The sequence below is a fragment of the Acidovorax benzenivorans genome (genome assembly GCF_028680575.1).
Taxonomy (GTDB): Bacteria; Pseudomonadota; Gammaproteobacteria; order Burkholderiales; family Burkholderiaceae_C; genus Acidovorax; species Acidovorax benzenivorans.
In genome coordinates, this window is the sequence record NZ_JAPCKI010000001.1 from 678,949 (window position 1) to 698,783 (window position 19,835).

The 19,835-nt window shown below is 65.8% G+C and carries 17 protein-coding genes; 13 read left to right on the forward strand and 4 right to left on the reverse strand.

Annotation, left to right across the window (positions count from 1 at the left end; translation table 11 throughout):
* Window positions 1–53: 53 nt before the first annotated feature.
* Window positions 54–1,073, forward strand: coding sequence for an aldo/keto reductase (locus tag OIN59_RS03160; protein WP_274107028.1), 1,020 nt, complete (start codon window positions 54–56; stop codon window positions 1,071–1,073).
* Window positions 1,074–1,408: 335 nt separating this feature from the next.
* Window positions 1,409–2,512, forward strand: a complete 1,104-nt coding sequence (locus OIN59_RS03165; RefSeq protein ID WP_274107029.1) for a mechanosensitive ion channel family protein — start codon at window positions 1,409–1,411, stop codon at window positions 2,510–2,512.
* Window positions 2,513–2,752: 240 nt separating this feature from the next.
* Here the strand turns inward: OIN59_RS03165 and gap are convergent, their stop codons facing one another.
* Together gap and tkt are read right to left on the reverse strand one after the other, a co-directional pair.
* A complete protein-coding gene (gene gap / locus OIN59_RS03170) occupies window positions 2,753–3,751 on the reverse strand; it encodes a type I glyceraldehyde-3-phosphate dehydrogenase (protein ID WP_274107030.1) in 999 nt (332 codons plus the stop codon).
* Between the two features lie 91 nt (window positions 3,752–3,842).
* A complete protein-coding gene (gene tkt / locus OIN59_RS03175) occupies window positions 3,843–5,927 on the reverse strand; it encodes a transketolase (RefSeq protein WP_274107031.1) in 2,085 nt (694 codons plus the stop codon).
* A gap of 124 nt (window positions 5,928–6,051) precedes the next feature.
* On the opposite strand from tkt, the gene OIN59_RS03180 reads away from it, so the two are divergent.
* From OIN59_RS03180 to pyk, 5 genes are all read left to right on the forward strand, one after another.
* A complete protein-coding gene (locus tag OIN59_RS03180; RefSeq protein WP_274107033.1) occupies window positions 6,052–6,441 on the forward strand; it encodes an S-adenosylmethionine decarboxylase family protein in 390 nt (129 codons plus the stop codon).
* On the forward strand, window positions 6,438–7,214 hold the full coding sequence (locus OIN59_RS03185) for a nucleotidyltransferase family protein (RefSeq protein WP_274107035.1): 777 nt from the start codon (window positions 6,438–6,440) through the stop codon (window positions 7,212–7,214). The genes OIN59_RS03180 and OIN59_RS03185 overlap by 4 nt, the downstream gene beginning before the upstream one ends.
* Window positions 7,211–8,608 carry an aminopeptidase P N-terminal domain-containing protein gene (locus tag OIN59_RS03190; RefSeq protein ID WP_274107037.1) on the forward strand — a complete coding sequence of 466 codons (1,398 nt, stop codon included), beginning with the start codon at window positions 7,211–7,213 and terminating at the stop codon, window positions 8,606–8,608. The genes OIN59_RS03185 and OIN59_RS03190 overlap by 4 nt, the downstream gene beginning before the upstream one ends.
* Before the next feature lie 14 nt (window positions 8,609–8,622).
* Window positions 8,623–9,408 (forward strand): CPBP family intramembrane glutamic endopeptidase, encoded by a 786-nt coding sequence (locus tag OIN59_RS03195; RefSeq protein ID WP_274107039.1) that lies wholly within the window; start codon window positions 8,623–8,625, stop codon window positions 9,406–9,408.
* A gap of 110 nt (window positions 9,409–9,518) precedes the next feature.
* Complete coding sequence (gene pyk, locus OIN59_RS03200; RefSeq protein WP_274107041.1) at window positions 9,519–10,955, forward strand: pyruvate kinase; 1,437 nt, start codon at window positions 9,519–9,521, stop codon at window positions 10,953–10,955.
* Window positions 10,956–11,007: 52 nt separating this feature from the next.
* On the opposite strand, the gene OIN59_RS03205 is transcribed toward pyk, so the two are convergent.
* Both OIN59_RS03205 and OIN59_RS03210 read right to left on the reverse strand, forming a co-directional pair.
* The gene (locus OIN59_RS03205; RefSeq protein ID WP_274107043.1) at window positions 11,008–11,568 is read right to left on the reverse strand and encodes a phosphatase PAP2 family protein; all 561 of its coding nucleotides are present in this window, start codon (window positions 11,566–11,568) and stop codon (window positions 11,008–11,010) included.
* Entirely contained in the window at window positions 11,561–12,313 is a 753-nt protein-coding gene (locus OIN59_RS03210) for a phosphatase PAP2 family protein (protein WP_274107045.1), read from the reverse strand. Before OIN59_RS03210 ends, OIN59_RS03205 begins: the two co-directional genes overlap by 8 nt.
* A 91-nt stretch (window positions 12,314–12,404) precedes the next feature.
* Between OIN59_RS03210 and OIN59_RS03215 the strand changes: the two genes are divergently transcribed.
* The 6 genes from OIN59_RS03215 to pntB all read left to right on the forward strand — a co-directional run bounded on the left by OIN59_RS03215 (window position 12,405) and on the right by pntB (window position 19,802).
* Window positions 12,405–13,109, forward strand: coding sequence for a response regulator transcription factor (locus OIN59_RS03215; RefSeq protein ID WP_274107047.1), 705 nt, complete (start codon window positions 12,405–12,407; stop codon window positions 13,107–13,109).
* Entirely contained in the window at window positions 13,106–14,491 is a 1,386-nt protein-coding gene (locus tag OIN59_RS03220; protein ID WP_274107049.1) for a histidine kinase dimerization/phospho-acceptor domain-containing protein, read from the forward strand. Before OIN59_RS03215 ends, OIN59_RS03220 begins: the two co-directional genes overlap by 4 nt.
* Before the next feature lie 90 nt (window positions 14,492–14,581).
* Entirely contained in the window at window positions 14,582–15,646 is a 1,065-nt protein-coding gene (fba, locus tag OIN59_RS03225) for a class II fructose-bisphosphate aldolase (protein ID WP_274107051.1), read from the forward strand.
* Window positions 15,647–15,964: 318 nt separating this feature from the next.
* Window positions 15,965–16,690, forward strand: coding sequence for a hypothetical protein (locus tag OIN59_RS03230; RefSeq protein ID WP_274107053.1), 726 nt, complete (start codon window positions 15,965–15,967; stop codon window positions 16,688–16,690).
* A gap of 63 nt (window positions 16,691–16,753) precedes the next feature.
* A complete protein-coding gene (locus OIN59_RS03235; RefSeq protein ID WP_274107055.1) occupies window positions 16,754–18,355 on the forward strand; it encodes a Re/Si-specific NAD(P)(+) transhydrogenase subunit alpha in 1,602 nt (533 codons plus the stop codon).
* A gap of 34 nt (window positions 18,356–18,389) precedes the next feature.
* A complete protein-coding gene (gene pntB / locus OIN59_RS03240; RefSeq protein WP_274107057.1) occupies window positions 18,390–19,802 on the forward strand; it encodes a Re/Si-specific NAD(P)(+) transhydrogenase subunit beta in 1,413 nt (470 codons plus the stop codon).
* Window positions 19,803–19,835: the final 33 nt, after the last annotated feature.

A 19,835-nucleotide genomic window follows, 5' to 3' on the forward strand; every position in this document is an offset into this window, starting at 1 on the left:
CCCTCAAGTCCGAGCCCCCCGGTGGGTTGCCGTGCTTGCCGTAAGCTCGCGGCATGCAACAAAGAACCTTGGGACCTTTCTCCGTCTCGGCCATCGGCCTGGGCTGCATGAACCTCTCGCACGCCTATGGCGCGCCGGTGTCTGCCGAGCAGGGCGAGCGCGTGCTGCTGTCCGCACTCGACGCGGGCGTGACGTTGTTTGACACCGCCACGCTCTATGGATTTGGCGCCAACGAAACGCTGGTGGGCCGTGTGATGAAGCCGCACCGCCACCGCTTTACCCTGGCCAGCAAGTGCGGCATGCAGGGCGTGGATGTGAATAGCGACGGCAAATTGGTGCGCGTGATCGACGGCCGCCCCGCCACGCTGCGCCAGACCTGCGAAGACAGCCTGCGCCGCTTGCAGACCGATGTGATCGACCTGTACTACCTGCACCGCTGGGACAAGAAGGTGCCTATTGAAGACAGCGTGGGCGCGCTGGCCGACCTGGTGCGTGCGGGCAAGATCCGCAGCATTGGTCTGTCGGAGGTGTCTGCCACCACGCTGCGCAAGGCGCACGCCGTGCATCCCATCGCGGCGGTGCAGACCGAGTATTCGCTGTGGACGCGCAACCCCGAGATTGCCGTGCTGGACGCCTGCCGCGAACTGGGCGCGGCCTTTGTTGCGTTCAGCCCCGTGGCGCGCGGATTCTTGTGTGGGGACTTGCGCGATGTGAGCACGCTGGACGCCAAGGACATCCGCCGTGCCATGCCGCGTTTTGCGCCCGATGCGTATGCCGCCAACCTGAAGCTGCTCGATGGCTACCAGGCCATTGCGCGCGATGTGGGGTGCACGCCCGCGCAGTTGGCGCTGGCGTGGCTGCTGCATAAGGCAGAGCACATCATCCCCATCCCGGGCACCACCAGCGTGGAGCATCTGCACGACGACCTGGGCGCTGCCAACGTGCGCCTGGATGCGGCCACCATGGCGCAACTGGACGCGCTGATCAACGAGCGCACGGTGGTGGGCAACCGCTACAACGCGCAGGCCGTGAGCGAAGTGGATACCGAAACGTTTGAAGACCGCGCGGCGTAAGCGGCGCGGCCTTTGTTGGCTTCCGTACAGTTTTTGTACGGGCTGTATTGCGGGTTTCAACGGTCTCGCAAGTCGCCCTTGTTCGTTGTGGGAGGTCATGTCTGACGAACACGTTGCAAACGTGTTCGGGCCCTCTGCGCAGCCGCTGGTGTCTGGTCGCGTTGGGGAACTCTCACCTGCGCAAGGTCTCGATCAAGGGCAACACGCGCACCCAGCGTGTTGCTGCGGGTAGTTAGCCCCCCCCCACCGCCGAGGCGCACGCCCTGGCCCCTGTGTGGGCCCCGCGCACACCCACACCATCATCACTGCTGCACAACGAAGAGGAGAGTCACTGCATGCCGCCATCCACCTTTTTCACCTGGGTCCAGGGGACTACCTTTGCGGGCGTGCCGCTGTGGAGCCTGTGCGTAGCCCTGGCGGCCGCCACGGCCGCCTACACGGGCATCCTTGTCGTGCTGCACTTGTTGACCCGCCGTGCCAAGGTGTGGGCGACGCAGTCGCACAGCGGTATGGCGCTGACCATGGTGGACGTGCTGGAGGGCACCAGCCGCACGCTGATGTTGGTGGTGGCGCTGCTGGTGGGGGCGAGCCTGCTGGACCTGCCCGGCCGCTGGGAGAGCCGCCTGAGCCAGCTGTGGTTTGTGGCCGTGGCCTTGCAGATGGGCTTGTGGGGCATGCGCGCAATTGGCATTGGCGTGCGCCGCTATGTGGAGCGGCACTCGTCCCGTGGCATGACGCAGGTCAGTGCATCGGCCACGCTGATGTCCTGGGGGCTGCGCACGCTGCTGTGGAGCGTGGTGTTGCTGGCCATTTTGTCGAACGTGGGGGTGAACATCACCGCCTTTATCGCCAGCTTGGGTGTAGGCGGTATTGCGGTGGCGCTGGCGGTGCAGAACATTCTGGGCGACCTGTTCGCCTCGCTGGCCATCGCGGTGGACAAGCCGTTTGAAGTGGGCGACTTCATCGTGGTGGGCAATGTGTCGGGCACGGTGCAGGTGATCGGTCTCAAGACCACGCGCATCCGCAGCCTGCAGGGCGAGCAGATCGTGATGTCCAACACCGACCTGCTCAAGCAGACCATCAGCAACTTCCGCACGCTGGAGCGGCGGCGCATTGTGTTCACGTTTGGCGTGGCCTATGACACCACCCCCGAGCAGGCCGAGGCCATTCCGGGCGTCGTGCGCAAGCTCATCGAAGCCCATCCGCAGCTGCGCTTTGACCGCGCGCATTTCAAGGCGCTGGGGGCAAGCTCGCTCGACTACGAGGTGGTCTACATCGTCGAAGACCCGGCCTACAACCTCTACATGGATCTGCAGCAGTCCATCAACCTGGGGCTGCTGCGCGAGTTCAAGGCCATGGGGGTGGAGTTTGCCTTCCCCACCCGCACGGTGCACATTGCCAGCGCACCGCCACAAGCGCCTGCCGTTGCCGTGCCCTGAGGCGGGGCGAGGCAGCACCAACACGCAGACGAAAAAAAAGCCGGTGGCCTTTGCAGGCGACCGGCTTGAACAGGGTAGTTGCTTTTGGGGATCCTTTGCACGCATCACCGCGTCGTGTGCATCTGCGGTCTCGGGCGGTCTGCTGCGCTTTGTGCCTGACAGTCCATCCCGATCCGCAGCGCACACTTTCCGCTCGATTCGTGCAGAGGATCCCTCGCGCTTTTTCAACTTCCAAACAGCTTACTTGGCGACCACGCGCACCATTTCCAGGCACTTGTTCGAGTAGCCCCATTCGTTGTCGTACCAGCTCACGACCTTCACGAACGTGCCGTCCAGGGCGATGCCTGCGTCAGCGTCAAAGATGGAGGTGCGGGTGTCGCCACGGAAGTCGGTGGCCACCACCTTGTCTTCGGTGTAGCCCAGCACGCCCTTCAGGGCGCCTTCGGACTGGGCCTTCATCTCGGCCTTGATTTCTTCGTAGGTGGCAGCCTTGTCCAGCTCCACCGTCAGGTCCACCACCGACACGTCGGAGGTGGGCACGCGGAAGGACATGCCGGTCAGCTTCTTGTTCAGCGCAGGAATCACCACGCCCACAGCCTTGGCGGCGCCGGTGCTGGAGGGAATGATGTTTTCCAGAATGCCACGGCCGCCGCGCCAGTCCTTGTTGGACGGGCCGTCCACGGTCTTTTGCGTAGCAGTTGCAGCGTGCACGGTGGTCATCAGGCCGCGCTTGATGCCCCACTTGTCGTTCAGCACCTTGGCCACGGGGGCCAGGCAGTTGGTGGTGCACGAGGCGTTGGACACGATGGCCTGGCCGGCGTAGGTGTCATGGTTCACACCAAACACAAACATGGGGGTGTCGTCCTTGGAGGGGGCCGACAGGATGACCTTCTTGGCGCCAGCGTCGATGTGCTTTTGCGCCGAGACCTTGTCCAGGAACAGACCGGTGGATTCGATCACGATGTCGGCACCGACTTCGTTCCACTTGAGGTTGGCGGGGTCGCGCTCTTGCGTCAGGCGAATCTTTTTGCCGTTGACGACCAGGGTGTTGCCTTCCACCGACACTTCGCCCTTGAAGCGGCCGTGCACCGAGTCGTACTGCAGCATGTACGCGAGGTACTCAGGCTCCAGCAGGTCGTTGATGCCCACGACTTCGATGTCGCTGAAGTTCTGGATGGCCGAGCGCAGCACGTTGCGGCCGATGCGGCCAAAGCCGTTGATACCAATCTTGATCGTCATAGGGAGCCTCTTCAAAGTTGCAAAGTCGAAATCAGGAATCTGCCAGTGCGCGCCCGCTGCAGCAGTGGGCGCGCAGCGGGAGGGAGGAGTCTCAGTGGGCCTTGGCCTTGCTGGCCTTCTTGGCGGGCTTCAGGCGCGCCGCGCCGATGGCCACCAGCACGGCGTCGGCCACGTTTTCTTCGGTGAAGCCGAAGTGCTTGAACAACACAGGCGCAGGGGCCGATTCACCATAGGTGTCGATGCCCACCACGGCAGCGCAGCCGTATTTCCACCAGCCATCGGTCACGCCCATTTCCACGGCTACGCGGGGCACACCGGCGGGCAGCACGCTGCTCTTGTACTTGGCGTCTTCGCGGTCGAAGGTGGTGGTGCTGGGCATGGAGACCACACGCACGGGGATCTTCTTGTCGGCCAGCAGGCGTTGGGCCTTGAGGGCCAGCTGCACTTCAGAGCCCGTGGCGATGATGACGGCTACGGCCTTCTTCTTGATGCCTACGTCGGCAGGCTCGGACAGCACGTAGGCGCCGCGCGAGATGTCACCCAGGTCACGCTTGGGCGCGTAGGGCAGGTTTTGGCGCGACAGGGCCAGCACGGTGGGCTTGTTGCGGTTGGACAGTGCCACGCTCCAGGCCACGGCGGTTTCGGCCGTGTCACCGGGGCGCCACACGTCCAGGTTGGGGATCAGGCGCAGGCTGGCAACGTGTTCGATAGATTGGTGCGTGGGGCCGTCTTCGCCCAGGCCGATAGAGTCGTGCGTGAACACGTGGATCACGCGCTGCTTCATCAGCGCGGCCATGCGGATGGCGTTGCGGCTGTAGTCGCTGAACGTGAGGAAGGTGCCACCGTAGGGGATGAAGCCGCCATGCAGTGCTACGCCGTTCATGATGGCCGCCATGCCGAACTCGCGCACACCGTAGTTGATGTGGCGGCCACCCACGCCAGCCTCGTTCTTCACAACGTTGCCCTGCATGTCAAAGCGCAGGTTGGGCGTGCTCTTGGTGTTGGTGAGGTTGGAGCCGGTCAGGTCGGCGCTACCGCCCAGCAGCTCGGGCAGGGCTGCGGTGAAGGCTTCGAGCGCCAGTTGGCTGGCCTTGCGGCTGGCCACGGTCTCGCCCTTGGTGTGCGCGGCCACCACGGTGTCGACGGCCACCTGGGCAAAGTTGGCGGGCAGGTCGCCGTTCATGCGGCGGGTGAGCTCGGTGGCCAGCTCGGGGAAGGCCTTGCTGTAGGCGGCAAAACGCTCGTTCCAGGCGGCTTCTGCGCTTTGGCCGTTGGCCTTGCCGTCCCAGCCGGCGTACACGTCTTCGGGGATCACAAAAGGCTCGCTGGCCCAGCCCAGCGCTTCGCGGGTCAGCTTGATTTCTTCAGCGCCCAGGGGCTCGCCGTGGGCCTTGGCGGTGTTGGCGCGGTTGGGGCTACCCTTGCCGATGTGTGTCTTGCACACGATCAGGGTGGGGCGCTCGGTCTGCTTCTTGGCTTCGGCGATGGCGGCGGCCACCTTGTCGGCGTCATGGCCATCGATGGGGCCAATCACGTTCCAGCCGCTGGCCACAAAACGCAGGGGGGTGTTGTCGGCAAACCAGGGTGCGACCTGGCCGTCGATGCTGATGCCGTTGTCGTCGTACAGCGCGATCAGCTTGTTGAGCTTCCAGGCGCCCGCCAGCGACACGGCTTCGTGGCTGATGCCTTCCATCAGGCAGCCGTCGCCCAGGAAGGCGTAGGTGTGGTGGTCCACCACGGCATGGCCTTCGCGGTTGAACTCGGCGGCCAGCAGCTTTTCAGCCAGCGCAAAGCCCACGGCGTTGGTGATGCCCTGGCCCAGCGGGCCGGTGGTGGTCTCGACGCCAGCGGTGTAGCCCACTTCGGGGTGGCCGGGCGTCTTGCTGTGCAGCTGGCGGAAGTTCTTCAGTTCGCCAATGGGCAGGTCGTAGCCGGTGAGGTGCAGCAGCGCGTACAGCAGCATCGAGCCGTGGCCGTTGGACAGCACAAACCGGTCGCGGTCAAACCACTGGGGGTTGGTGGGGTTGTGCTTGAGGTGGCGGCTCCACAGTGCCACGGCCATGTCGGCCATGCCCATGGGGGCGCCGGGGTGGCCTGAGTTGGCTTGTTGAACGGCGTCCATGGCCAATGCGCGGATCGCATTTGCCATCTGTTGGGATTGCTGGGTGTTGGCCATGGGGGGAGGGTTCAGGGTGGGAGGTTCAGGGGAAACCCGGCATTTTACCGGGGTGTCTTTCTCCCCCCTGAATTCGCAGGGCTGCAAGCCTGAAGCCCGGTGGCAATGCACTACAGTGCGGGCCATGCAAGGACTGCATCTCACCGCCGATCTCCATGGCTGCCGCTGCGCCCCCGCCTGGCTGCTGGACGCCCCCGCCCTGGGCCGCGCCTGTACCGATGCGGTGCGCGCCGCCGGGCTGCAGCCCGTGGGGCAGTTGTTCCACGAATTCCCGGCCACCGCGCAGGGTCCGGGCGGGGTGACTGCCACGGTGTTACTGGCCGAATCGCACCTGTGCGTGCACACCTGGCCCGAGCAACGCGGCGTGACGCTGGATGTGTATGTGTGCAATTTCGGCGCCGACCATTCGGCCAAGGCGCGCGCCTTGATGGACGCCCTGCTGGCCCTGTTCGACCCCACCACCGTGGAGCGCCATGCGCTGCAGCGGGGTGCTGTGAGCGGGGGCGCGGCATGAGTCCCGCCCACCACCAGGTTCCAGCATTGCTGCTCGCCGCAGGCCGTGGCGAGCGCATGCGCCCTCTGACCGATGTGACCCCCAAACCCCTGCTGCAGGTGCAGGGCCAGCCACTGCTGCAGTGGCATTTGGCGGCGCTGCAGGAGGCAGGTGTGGAGCAGGTGGTGATCAACACGGCGTGGCTGGGGGCGCAGATCAGCGACCATTTTTCAAGTGTTTTTGGCCTCCAGCGCTTGATGGATAAGCGCGAGAAGCTATCAATTTCATACTCGCATGAAGGTGTGGACTTTGGCTGTGCACTGGAAACCGCTGGCGGTATCGCCCGTGCGTTGCCCCAGCTTGGCCCCGTGTTCTGGCTGGCGGCGGGCGATGTGTTTGCGCCCGACTTCGTGTTCGACAGCGCCGCCGTGTCGGCCTTTGAAGCCAGCCACCACCTGGCCCACCTGTGGCTGGTGCCTAACCCGGCCCACAACCCGCGCGGCGACTTTGGCCTGTCGGCCGACGGCCTGGCTCTGAACCTGCCCGCCGACGACCCCGCGCCGCGCTACACCTACAGCACCATCGCCCTGCTGCGCGCCGAGCTGTTTGCAGCGCCCTGGTGCGACATTCCGCCAGGCAACCCCGGTGGCATCAAAGCCCCGCTGGCGCCGCTGCTTCGCCGAGCGATGGACAATGGCCGCGTCAGCGCGCAGCTTTACACCGGCCGCTGGACCGATGTGGGCACGCCCGAACGGCTGGCTGAACTCAACTCCCTTTCTTCCGACGCGCCATGAACACCACAGTGCCTGCCTCCGTCTACGCTCAGCGCCGCGCGCATCTGGCTGCCCAGTTGGGCCCTGGGGGCATCGCCATCATTCCCACGGCGCTGGAGCGTCCGCGCAACCGGGACAGCGACTTTCTGTTTCGCCACGACAGCTACTTCTATTACCTGACCGGCTTCACCGAGCCCGGCGCTTGCCTGGTGTTGGCCCACGATGGCCGCAGCACGCTGTTTTGTCAGCCCAAGGACCTGGAGCGCGAGATCTGGGATGGCTACCGACTTGGCCCGGCTGCCGCTCCCGCTGCATTGGGCGTGGATGCTGCGCATTCGATGGCCGAACTGGACAGCAAGCTGCCGCGCCTGCTCGAAAACACGGGCTGCGTCTGGTACCCGTTTGCCACACACAGCGGGCTGGCGGCGCGCGTGGAGGGCTGGCTGAACGTGGTGCGCGGCCGCGTGCGTTATGGCGCGCTGTGCCCCGCCGAGCAGAATGACTTGTGCACGCTGCTCGACGAGATGCGCCTTTTCAAGGACGCGCACGAGCAGGACATCATGCGTCGCGCCAGCGCCATCAGCGCGCAGGCCCACATCCGCGCCATGCAGCGTTCGGCTCGCATGCTGCGCGCAGGCCAGGATGTGCGCGAATACCACCTCGATGCCGAGCTGCTGCACGCGTTTCGCGAAGCGGGCTCGCAGTACCCGGCCTACAGCTCCATCGTGGCGGCGGGGGGCAATGCCTGCGTGCTGCACTACCGCGCCGATATAGCTCCCGTGCGTGATGGCGAGCTGGTGCTGATCGACGCGGGTTGCGAACTGGACAGCTATGCCAGCGACATCACGCGGACCTTCCCTGCCAACGGAAAATTCACGGGCCCCCAGCGTGCGCTCTACGACCTGGTGCTGGCCAGCCAGGATGCGGCCGTGGCCGCCACCAAGGCAGGCGCCCGCTTCAACGACCCGCACGACGCTACGGTGGCTGTGCTGGCACAGGGCATGCTGGACCTGGGCCTGCTTGACAAGAACAAGGTGGGCTCGGTGCAGGACGTGATCGACAAGCGCGCCTACTTCCAGTTCTACATGCACCGCACCAGCCACTGGCTGGGCATGGACGTGCACGACTGCGGCAGCTACGTGGAGCCCGATGAGGTCGGGGCTGTGAGCGAGCGGAAGGACCCGCTTTCGGGCGAGACCATCACCAACCGCCCCAGCCGCGTATTGCGCCCCGGCATGGTGCTGACCATCGAGCCCGGCATTTATGTGCGGCCCGCCGAGGGCGTGCCCGAGCAGTTCCACAACATCGGTATCCGCATCGAAGACGATGCCATCGTCACGGACACGGGTTGTGAACTGATCACGCGCGGTGTGCCGGTGAAGGCCGACGAGATCGAAGCCTTGATGCGCGTCTGAACGCGGACACATTCATGGCCGTGGACAACGCTGTGTTGGTGGAATCGGCAGAGGCCCCGGTGCAACCCGCGAGGTGGCGACTGGCCGGTGCGCTGTGGTTGCTGGGGTTGCCGGGCGTGGTGGCGGTGGTCTGGGCATTGCTGCCCACCTTGAAGGCCAACGAGGCCCTGCTGCCGCTGCCGCTTGGGGCGGTGGTGCTGCTCAGCGGTTTGCAAACGGCCGTGCTGTTGGCGCTGGCCGTGGCGCTGGGCGTGTGGCTGGCGCCCCGCGTGGGCCTGCGGGTGCCCGCTGTGTCTTCCTGGCTGGTCGGCCAACCCATCGGCCCCGCGCTGCGTGCCCAGGTCGTGCCCGGCGTGTGGGGCGGCGTGGCGGGGGCTGCGTGGCTGTGGGCGCTGGCCCAGGCGGCGCCCACAGCGCTCCAGCCGTCAGACCCTGCCAGCGCCATGCCGTTGGTGGCCAAGCTGCTGTATGGCGGCGTCACCGAAGAGCTGCTGGTGCGCTGGGGTGTGATGACCCTGGTGCTGTGGCTGGGCTGGCGCGTGCTGCAGCGTGGGCGGGGCCAGCCGGGCAAGGGGCTGGTGGCTGTGGCAGTGCTACTCAGCGCCCTGCTGTTTGCGCTGGGGCATCTGCCTGCCGCACAGGCGCTGGCGGGCGCGTTGACGGCGCCCGTCGTGGTGTTCGTGCTGGTGGGCAACACGGCCTTTGGCCTGGTGGCGGGCTGGCTCTATGCGCGCCACGGTCTGGAGGCGGCGATCATTGCGCATGTGCTGGCACATCTGCTGTCTTACCCGTTGCTCTGATGGGCCCCAGGCCACAGGGCAGATGCAAGGGGTAACTCGCATGTAACCGCTTCGTGTGAGAATTGAAACTCGATTACATCTCCAACGACCTAGAGAAAAGAGACAAACCCATGCCTACCCGCCGCGCCACCAAGATTGTTGCCACCCTGGGCCCCGCATCCAGCGACCCGGCACTGTTGGAGGCAATGATCCGAGCGGGAGTGAACGTGGTGCGGCTGAACTTCAGCCATGGCAAGGCGCAGGACCACATCGACCGCGCCGCCACCGTGCGTGCCGCAGCCCAGCGCGCGGGCCGCGAAGTGGCCATCATGGCCGACCTGCAGGGCCCCAAGATCCGCGTGGGCAAGTTCGCCGAGGGCAAGGTGCAGCTAGAGCCGGGCGCCAAGTTCGTGCTCGACGCCTCGCGCACGGAGCTGGGCGACATCGACGGCGTGGGCCTGGACTACAAGGAACTGCCGCGTGACGTGAAGGCGGGCGACCTGCTGCTGCTCAACGACGGGCTGATCGTGCTCACCGTGGATGCGGTGCGCGGCGAAGAGGTGCACACCACCGTCAAGGTGGGTGGCGAGCTGTCCAACAACAAGGGCATCAACAAGAAGGGTGGCGGCCTGACGGCACCGGCGCTCACGGCCAAGGACATGGAAGACATCCGCACGGCGATGAGCTTTCAGGCTGACTACGTGGCGGTGAGCTTTCCCAAGAATGCGACCGACATGGAAATGGCGCGCCAGCTGTGCAACGTGGCGGCCTCCGAGTACCGCCACAAGCCGGGCCTGATCGCCAAGATCGAACGCGCCGAGGCCATCCCGCATCTGGAAGCCATCCTGCGTGTCTCCGACGGCATCATGGTGGCGCGCGGCGACCTAGCGGTGGAAGTGGGCAACGCGGCCGTGCCCGCGCTGCAAAAGAAGATGATCCGCATGGCGCGCGAGTTGGACAAGGTCGTCATCACTGCCACGCAGATGATGGAAAGCATGATCACCAACCCCGTGCCCACACGCGCCGAGGTGAGTGACGTGGCCAATGCCGTGCTGGACGGCACCGATGCCGTGATGCTGAGTGCCGAGACAGCCGCTGGCCGCTACCCGCTCGAAACCGTGGAAGAAATGGCCACCATCTGCGCTGCTGCCGAGGCGGCGGAAGACCATCAGCTGGACGCCGACTTCACCGGCCAGACCTTTGGCCGCATCGACCAGTCCATCGCCATGGGTGCGCTGTTCACCGCCCACCACCTGGGCGCCAAGGCCATCGTGGCCATGACCGACAGCGGCGCCACGGCCCTGTGGATGAGCCGCCACAGCATCCGCATCCCGATCTATGCCCTCACGCCCAAGGTAGCCACTCAGCGCAAGATGGCCATGTACCGCAATGTGCGCCCTCTGCTCATGGACACCAGCGCCGACCGCGACACCGCGCTGGACCAGGCCGAGCGCCACCTCAAGAGCCGCAACATTGTGCAAAAGGGCGACGTGTACGCCATCACCTGCGGTGAGCCCATGGGTGCACCAGGCGGCACGAACATGCTGAAGATCTGCGTGGCCAACTGACCTGCGGGGCAGCAGCGCCCCGGAGCTGGGCCAAGGTGGGGCCGGTCGGCGCTCAGTGCACGTTGCCTTGCGGCGATTTGTGCAGCAGGGTTTGCCAGCGCGGCGCCCGCGTGGCCAGTGCATGGACGGCCGCCGCCGCCAGACCACCGGTGACCAGGCCCGCCAGCACGTCGGACGGAAAGTGCACTCCCAGGCACACGCGGCTCCACACCATGGCCGCTGTCACTGCGGCGGCCAGCCAGGTCAGCCCCGTGACCGGCCGCAGGGCGAGGCTGGCCGCCAGCGCGGCGGCTCCCGCCACATGCATGCTGGGAAAGCCCGCCCGCGCGGCGTGCTCAATCCACTGCACACCAATGCCCAGTTGCGCCGGGCGCGGCGCCGGGACCGCCAGCCGCAACAGCTGCACCCCTACCCACGCCAGCGCCATGGACGCGAGCGCCAGCGCCAATGCGCGCCGCTGCGCCGCATTGCCCAGCACCAAGCTGCCGAGCAGCAGCCCGCCCATGGCGGTGGGCAGTTGCTGCGATACCCATCGTGCCACCGCCACCACGGCGGGCAAGGTGGCGGCGTCTGCATTGAGGGCCTGAAACAAGGCCAGATCGAGTTCAAGCATGGGAGCCGTTCGGTGGCGTGGTGGTGCTGGCGAAATGCGGGAAGCGTGGACGCAGCGCCGTGGCCGCCAGGTCGCACAGCCAGCCCGTGGTCCAGCACAGCCAGCCCGTCCACAGGGTGTGGCTCATGAAATGCGCGCCACGCACCTGCTGTGCAGCACCCAATACAAATCCGGCCAGCAACGAGCCTGCCAGCCACCAGCGGGCTGCGGTGGGCGCCTTGTGGCGCAGGGCAAAGTAACCCCCCAGAAACGCAAACCCGGCTGACGCGTGGCCCGCCGGGAAGCAGCGGCCACTGCCGCCGTCGAGTACGCCCAGCGCCCAATGCGACACGTGGCGCGCCACGCCGCCAAACTGCGCAAGGTCCCAGGGGCAACTGGTGGCGCTGAGGTTTTTGGTGATGCTGACCACGGCCAGCGAGAGTAGGGCGCTCACGGCCATCTGCAGGCGCTCGCTGGCGTCCAGTTGCCGCAGAAAGCTGCGTGGCCACCACACGCCCAGGGCCAGCAGCAACACCAAAAGCCATCCCAGGCGGCGGGCCCCTTCGTGCAGCACCTGCACAAAAAACCACTGGTCCCGCATCGGAAACCCGTTGGACGACCCAAACACTTGGGCAAATGCCAGGTCTTGTCCTGCGGCGTCCCAGGCCACTACACAGGCCAGTGCGCCCAGAGTCCAGAAAAGCAGCGTATGGCGGTGAGAGGGGGCGTGGGGTGGGGTGGACGGCGTGACGGGCGAAGGCTGCATGTGCCGGAAGATAGGCGGGCGTACTTAACGCCGTCTTAAAGCCGGTGCTGCCCTTGTCTCGCCCGGCCCGATGGGCTGCGACAATGCCTGCATGCGAATACTCGTGGTCGAAGACGATGCGGGCATAGCCAGTGGCCTGCGCAGCAATCTGCAGCAACGCGGCTATGCGGTGGATGTCAGTGACGGCGTCGCCAGCGCCTGGAGGGCCCTGCGCGCAGAGCGGTTCGACGCCGTGCTGCTGGACCTGGGGCTGGTGGACGGTGACGGCAGTGAACTGCTGCGACGCCTGCGTCTGAGCCCGCCCGCCACCGGGGCCGCGTCGGCCGCCTTGCCAGACCCCTCTACCCCAGTGCTGATCGTCACCGCACGTGACCAGGTGCACCAGCGCATCGCGGGGCTGGACCAGGGCGCCGACGACTACCTGACCAAGCCGTTTGATGTGGACGAGCTGGACGCTCGCCTGCGGGCGCTGCTGCGGCGTGCGGCGGGCCGGGCGTCGCCCACCATCCGCCTGGGTGATATCGAGCTGGACCCCGCAACCCGCACGGTGCGCCAGCAGGGCAAACTCGTGGAGATGTCTCCGCGCGAGTTTTCGGTGCTGCTGGTGCTGCTGGAGGCGCGGGGCCGAGTGCTGTCGCGCCAGCAGATCGAGGAACGCCTGTACAGCTGGGATGCCGCTGTGGAGAGCAATGCGGTCGAGGTCCACATCCACCACCTGCGCCGCAAGCTGGGCAGCGCCTGTATCCAGACCATGCGCGGGGTGGGTTATTTCATGCCGCAGGAGACGCCCGCGTGAACGCACCCACCGCTCCTCGCCCGGCGCCAGCGCGCCGCCCCTCGCTCACCCGGCAGCTGCTGCTGTGGTCTCTGGGCGCGCTGGCCATCGTCTGGGGCAGCTTCGTCTTCATTGGCTACCAGACCGGCGTACATGAGGCCGATGAGTTGACCGACGGGCACCTGGCCAGCGTGGCCGCGTTGCTGCTTAACCTGCGGGCCACCGAGGCGATGGAGGGCCCGCGGCGCACCGAGCGTACCCCCACGCCCTGGCTCAAGTCGCACGACTACCAGCAGACCATCAGCGTGGTGCAGTGGGACGCGCAGGAGCGGTTGCTGACTCTCACCGGCTCGGTGCCCGAGCCTCCTTTCAGTGATGCCGAAGGGTTTGCCGACCTGACGCTGGGACCGGACAAGGTGGTCTGGCGTAGTTTTTCGCAGTGGGATGCCGGGCGCACCCGCAAGATCATGGTGATGCTGCAGCTGCGCGAGCGGGATGAGCTGGCGGACGACATTGCCGGACAGCTCATCGAGCCTGGTCTGTGGCTGCTGCCCGTGGTGTCGCTGGCCTTGGGGCTGGCGCTGTGGCGTGGCCTGAGGCCGTTGTATGCGCTGTCGGCCGACGTGGCGGCGCTGGACCCGGCCAATGCCCAGCGCCTGGCCTCGCGCCACGCCTGGAGTGAGTTCGAGTCGGTGGTGGCGTCGATCAACACCCTGCTGGACCGCCAGCAGGTCGCCATGGTGCGAGAGCGCCGCCTGGCCAATGAGGTGGCTCACGAGCTGCGCACGCCGCTGTCATCCATCGCATTGCAGGCCAGTGCCCTGGCGGGCGAGCTGACGGAAGAAGCCCGGGCTCAGGCGCTGGCGCGGATCGGCCAGGATGCACTGCGCGCAGGCCATGTGCTCAACCAGTTGCTGGCCCTGGCCCGTGCGAGCCGGGCCGAACTGCACGAGGCCAAGGCGCCCGTGGACCTGAGCGCACTGGCGCGGGCCGTGTGCGCTGACTATGCCCAGGCGGCATGGAAGCGTGGCGACGAGCTGGCCCTGTCCGCCCCGCCCGCACTCACCGTGCCCGGCCATGCGGTGCTGCTGGACATAGCGGTGCGCAATCTGGTGGAAAACGCGCTCAAGCACACGCCCGAGGGCACCCAGATCGCCGTCCAGCTGGGCACTGCCGACTCCGGCGGCGCGTGGCTGCAGGTGTGTGACGACGGCGCACGCCCGCAGGCAGGCAGCGCGCCGGGACGGGCGGCGCCGGTCGACAGCCTGCACCTGGGGCACGAAATCTTGCGCCGCGTGGCGGACATCCATGGGGGGCTCTTTGGCTCGGCACCTGCGCCCGTGCCCTTTACCACCTGTTACCGGTTGGATTTGCCATCGCCCTCGGTGGCGTACCCCGGTTAAAATTGGGAGTTACCAAGCGGTTACCGCCGCATTGCCAGGTGCTACAGCGCCTCGCCCCTGCTTCTTCAACCCACCACGGACCCCACGACCATGCCCCTCGTTTCGATGCGCGAACTGCTCGACCATGCCGCCGCCCACAGCTACGGTATTCCCGCTTTCAACGTCAACAACCTGGAGCAGGTGCAGGCCGTGATGGCCGCTGCGGACGAAGTGGGCGCTCCCGTCATCCTGCAGGCCAGCGCTGGCGCACGCAAGTACGCGGGTGAGCCTTTCATCAAGCACCTGATCCAGGCGGCGGTCGAGGCCTTCCCCCACATCCCGCTGGTCATGCACCAGGACCACGGCACTTCGCCCAAGATTTGCCAGGGTGCCATCGACCTGGGCTTTGGCTCGGTGATGATGGACGGCTCGCTGATGGAAGACGGCAAGACGCCTTCGTCGTTCGACTACAACGTTGAAGTGACGCGCAAGGTGGTGGACATGGCGCACAAGGTGGGCGTCACGGTCGAAGGCGAACTGGGCTGCCTGGGCAACCTGGAAACCGGGGACGCTGGTGAGGAAGACGGCATTGGCGCGGTCGGCAAGCTCGACCATAGCCAGATGCTGACCGACCCCGAAGAAGCCGCCGTGTTCGTGAAGGCCACGCAGCTGGACGCGCTGGCCATTGCCATCGGCACCAGCCATGGCGCCTACAAGTTCAGCCGCAAGCCCACGGGCGACATCCTGGCCATCAGCCGCGTCAAGGAAATCCACCAGCGCATTCCCAACACCCACCTGGTGATGCACGGTTCCTCGTCGGTGCCCGCCGAGTTGCTGGCCATCATCAACCAGTACGGCGGCAAGATGAAGGAAACCTACGGCGTGCCGGTCGAGGAAATCCAGGAAGCCATCAAGCACGGTGTGCGCAAGATCAACATCGACACCGACATCCGCTTGGCCATGACGGGCGCGGTGCGCAAGTTCCTGTTTGAGAACCCCGACAAGTTCGACGCCCGCGAATGGCTCAAGCCTGCCCGCGAAGCTGCCAAGCAGGTGTGCAAGCAGCGTTACCTAGAGTTCGGTTGCGAAGGCCAGGGCAGCAAGATCAAGGGCCTGAGCCTCCAGGTTGTGGCAGCCCAGTACGCTGCGGGTACGCTGGCCCAAGTGGTGAACTGATCGTTGGCATGAGGCCCTGCGGGGCCGCTGCCCAGCCTGGCTGCGTTGTGCTGCCAGGCTTTTTTTTTGCCTGTCTGCATGCAGAGACTGGGGAGTTCCCTCTACATCAGACAAAGGCGACAGCGATAAGAAATTCTTCATGTAAGCTCGCGGTCAGCTTGCCCACCGGCAGCGCCGCAAGAAGTGTCTGATACCAGGGCGCTTTCAACACATTTTTTACCAGCGACACCGAGCTGGTTTTTGCATGGCAGAAGCCGTCGACAGACGGACCGGGATGCCGTGGGATGATTGAAGGCGAATTCGTATGAACCTTTCTCTATGACTCTGACTATTTCGAAGTTCCGGCGGCTGTTGCCATTGTTGGCTGTGGCGGTGTTCACGGTGGCGTGCGCGCCATTGACCGTTCCTCCCAAGTCCGAATATCCCGTGGGTCGCGCCCGTCTGGTGTTGCCGCCAGGGGCATGGCAAGACCTGGGTACCTCCGATGAAGCCACATCCAGCCCCGCAGGCCGTACCCCGCTCCAGACGCGTGCGGTGGCGCTGCGGGGTGCGCAAGGTGAGTGGCTGGCTGCGGTGCGCGTGCAGACCAACCGCACCGGCGATCTGCGCGGGTCTCCGCAAGGGGTGGGGTACTGCCCGCCGCAACAGGACGTCGTGGTCAAAGATCCCGCGGATGGCAGTCCCGTGCGCGCCGACTGCCTGCGCTTCAAGCTTTGGGCGAGCAGCCCCAAGTGGCTTGAAAAGAACCGACCCGATCTGGGCCAATGGATGGCCAGCCGCCAGATCGCGCTGAGCACCCCCTATGCGCATGTGAGCTACCGCTACGTCACCGAAGCGGGTGTCTGGGTGGCGGTGGATGCCCTGGTGGACCAGCGGCTGATCAGCGTCCGGCCGCGCAACAACGAAGAGTTCCTGGTCGCAGGCCTGCCCTTCCAGCAGTGGGCCTATGACCTGGCCCAGGCTGCGCGCCTGAGCGCCGGCATGATGGACGGCCACCTGGCCATTCCGCCTTTCCCGTTCCCCACGCCCACATCCAGGCCCTAGCTCGCCAGTTCTCCCCTGCCTGGCGGCCTTGCATAACGATTACGAAACTCGAGGAGACCTCTGATGCAGACAACCCCCGTCCCGCAGCCGCAGCGTATCGGCGTGCCCAGGGAGACCTTCCCCGGTGAAAAGCGCGTGGCCACAGTGCCCGATGTGGTGGAGAAGCTGATCAAGCTAGGCTTCGCGGTCACGGTGGAGTCGGGGGCTGGGGATGGCGCCAATTTCAGTGATGACGCCTACCGCGCCGCCGGGGCCCAGATCGTGGGCGACGCTGCCGCGCTGTGGGCCGCATCCGATATCGTCTTCAAGGTGCGCCCGCCCAGCAGCGACGAAGTGGCGCTGATGCGCGAGGGTTCGACGCTCATCGATTTCATCTGGCCCGCCCAGAACCCGGAACTGATGCAGCAGTTGGCCGCGAAGAAGGCCACGGTGCTCGCCATCGACTGCCTGCCACGTACGCTCTCCCGCGCTCAGAAGATGGACGCGCTCACCTCCACCGCAGGCGTCAGCGGCTACCGCGCCGTCATCGAGGCGGCCAACGCCTTTGGCCGCTTCTTCAACGGCCAGATCACGGCCGCAGGCAAGGTGCCGCCCGCCAAGGTTTTCATTGCAGGCGCGGGCGTGGCGGGTCTTGCGGCCATTGGCACGGCGGCCAACCTGGGCGCCATCGTGCGCGCCAACGACACACGTGCCGAGGTGGCCGACCAGGTCAAGTCGCTGGGCGGTGAGTTCGTCAAGGTGGACTACGAGGAAGAAGGCTCGGGCGGCGGCGGTTACGCCAAGGTCATGAGTGAGGGCTTCCAGGCCGCGCAGCGCAAGATGTACGCCGACCAGGCCAAGGACGCCGACATCATCATCACCACCGCACTGATCCCCGGCAAGCCCGCGCCCAAGCTCATCACGGCCGAGATGGTGCAGAGCATGAAGCCCGGCAGCGTGATCGTGGACATGGCCGCCGAGCAAGGCGGTAACTGCGAGCTGACCGTGCCCGGCCAGGCCGTGGTGCGCCACGGCGTGACCATCGTCGGCTACACAGACCTGGCCTCGCGCCTGGCCAAGCAGTCGTCCACGCTGTACTCCACCAACCTGCTGCGATTGACCGAAGAGCTGTGCAAGGCCAAGGACGGCGTGGCCGTGGTCAACATGGAGGACGATGCGATCCGGGGCCTCACCGTGGTCAAGGACGGCGCCATCACCTGGCCCGCACCGCCACTCAAGCAGGCCCCACCGCCCGCGCCCAAGGCAGCGGCGGCTCCCGTGGCCGCCAAGAAATCCAGCCATGGCCCCGGTGCCCCCATGTCCGCCAAGACGCTGACCATTGTTTTTGCCGTGCTGGCCGTGCTGTTCTGGGCCATCGGCGCCTATGCGCCTGTGGCATTCCTGGGGCACTTCACGGTGTTCGTGCTGGCCTGCTTCATTGGCTACATGGTGGTGTGGAACGTCACGCCCGCGCTGCACACGCCGCTGATGAGCGTGACCAACGCCATCTCCAGCATCATCGCCATCGGCGCACTGGTGCAGATTGCGCCGCCCGATGCGGGCATCAACGGGCGCCCGGACGGGCTCATCCTGTGGCTGGCGTTTGCCGCGCTGGTGCTCACGGCTGTCAACATGTTCGGCGGCTTTGCAGTCACGCGCCGCATGCTCGCCATGTTCCGCAAGTAACTCCACAACAACAAGAACACGAGGAGCACAGAACATGTCCCAAAGTCTCGCTACCGTCGCCTATCTGGGCGCGGCCATTTTGTTCATTCTGAGCCTGGGCGGGCTCTCCAACCCCGAAACCTCGCGCCGGGGCAACCTGTTCGGTATGGTCGGCATGGCGCTGGCCGTGCTGGCCACGGTATTCGGCCCCCGCGTGAGCCCTGCAGGGGTGGCCTGGATCGTCGGCGCGCTGGTGATTGGCGGCGGCATCGGCCTGTATGCCGCCAAGGTCGTCAAGATGACCCAGATGCCCGAGCTGGTCGCCCTCATGCACAGCCTGGTGGGCCTCGCGGCCTGCCTGGTGGGGTTTGCCAGCTATGTCGATACCTCGATCAAGCTGCAGGGCGCGGAAAAGATCATCCACGAGGTGGAGATTTATGTCGGCATCCTGATCGGCGCCATCACGTTCAGCGGCTCGCTGATCGCCTTTGGCAAGCTCAACGGCAAGATCGGCGGCAAGCCGCTGCTGCTGCCTGGCCGCCACTGGCTCAACCTGGCCGCGCTGCTGATCGTGATCTGGTTCGGCCGCGAGTTCCTGCGTGCCGAGACCGTGGAGCAAGGCATGGTGCCGCTGATGGTGATGACAGTGATTGCGCTGCTGTTCGGCATCCACATGGTCATGGCCATTGGCGGGGCGGATATGCCAGTGGTGGTGTCCATGCTCAACAGCTATTCAGGCTGGGCGGCGGCGGCCACGGGTTTCATGCTCTCCAACGACCTGCTCATCGTCACGGGCGCGCTCGTAGGCTCCTCGGGCGCCATCCTGAGCTACATCATGTGCAACGCGATGAACCGCAACTTCATCAGCGTGATCGCTGGGGGCTTTGGCTCGGGCGCAGGTACTCCTGCCAAGAAGGGCGAAGCCGCCGAGCCTCAGGGCGAGGCCGTACCCGTCAGCTCCGCCGAGACTGCCGAACTGCTGCGCGATGCCAAGAGCGTCATCATCGTGCCCGGCTACGGCATGGCCGTGGCCCAGGCCCAGCACACGGTGTACGAGATCACCAAGACCCTGCGCGAGAAGGGCGTGGATGTGCGCTTTGCCATCCACCCCGTGGCAGGCCGCATGCCCGGCCACATGAACGTGCTGCTGGCCGAGGCCAAGGTGCCCTACGACATCGTGATGGAGATGGACGAGATCAACGACGACTTCCCGGCTGCCGATGTGGCCATGGTCATTGGCGCCAACGACATCGTGAACCCCAGCGCGCTGGACGACCCGTCCAGCCCCATCGCTGGCATGCCGGTGCTCGAAGTGTGGAAGGCCAAGACCTCGATCGTGATGAAGCGCTCCATGGCGTCGGGCTATGCGGGGGTGGACAACCCTCTGTTCTACAAGGACAACAATCGCATGCTGTTTGGCGACGCCAAGAAAATGCTCGACGAGGTGCTGACCGCGCTCAAGAGCTGACGGGCATAATTCCCTTATAAGAAAAGCACGATC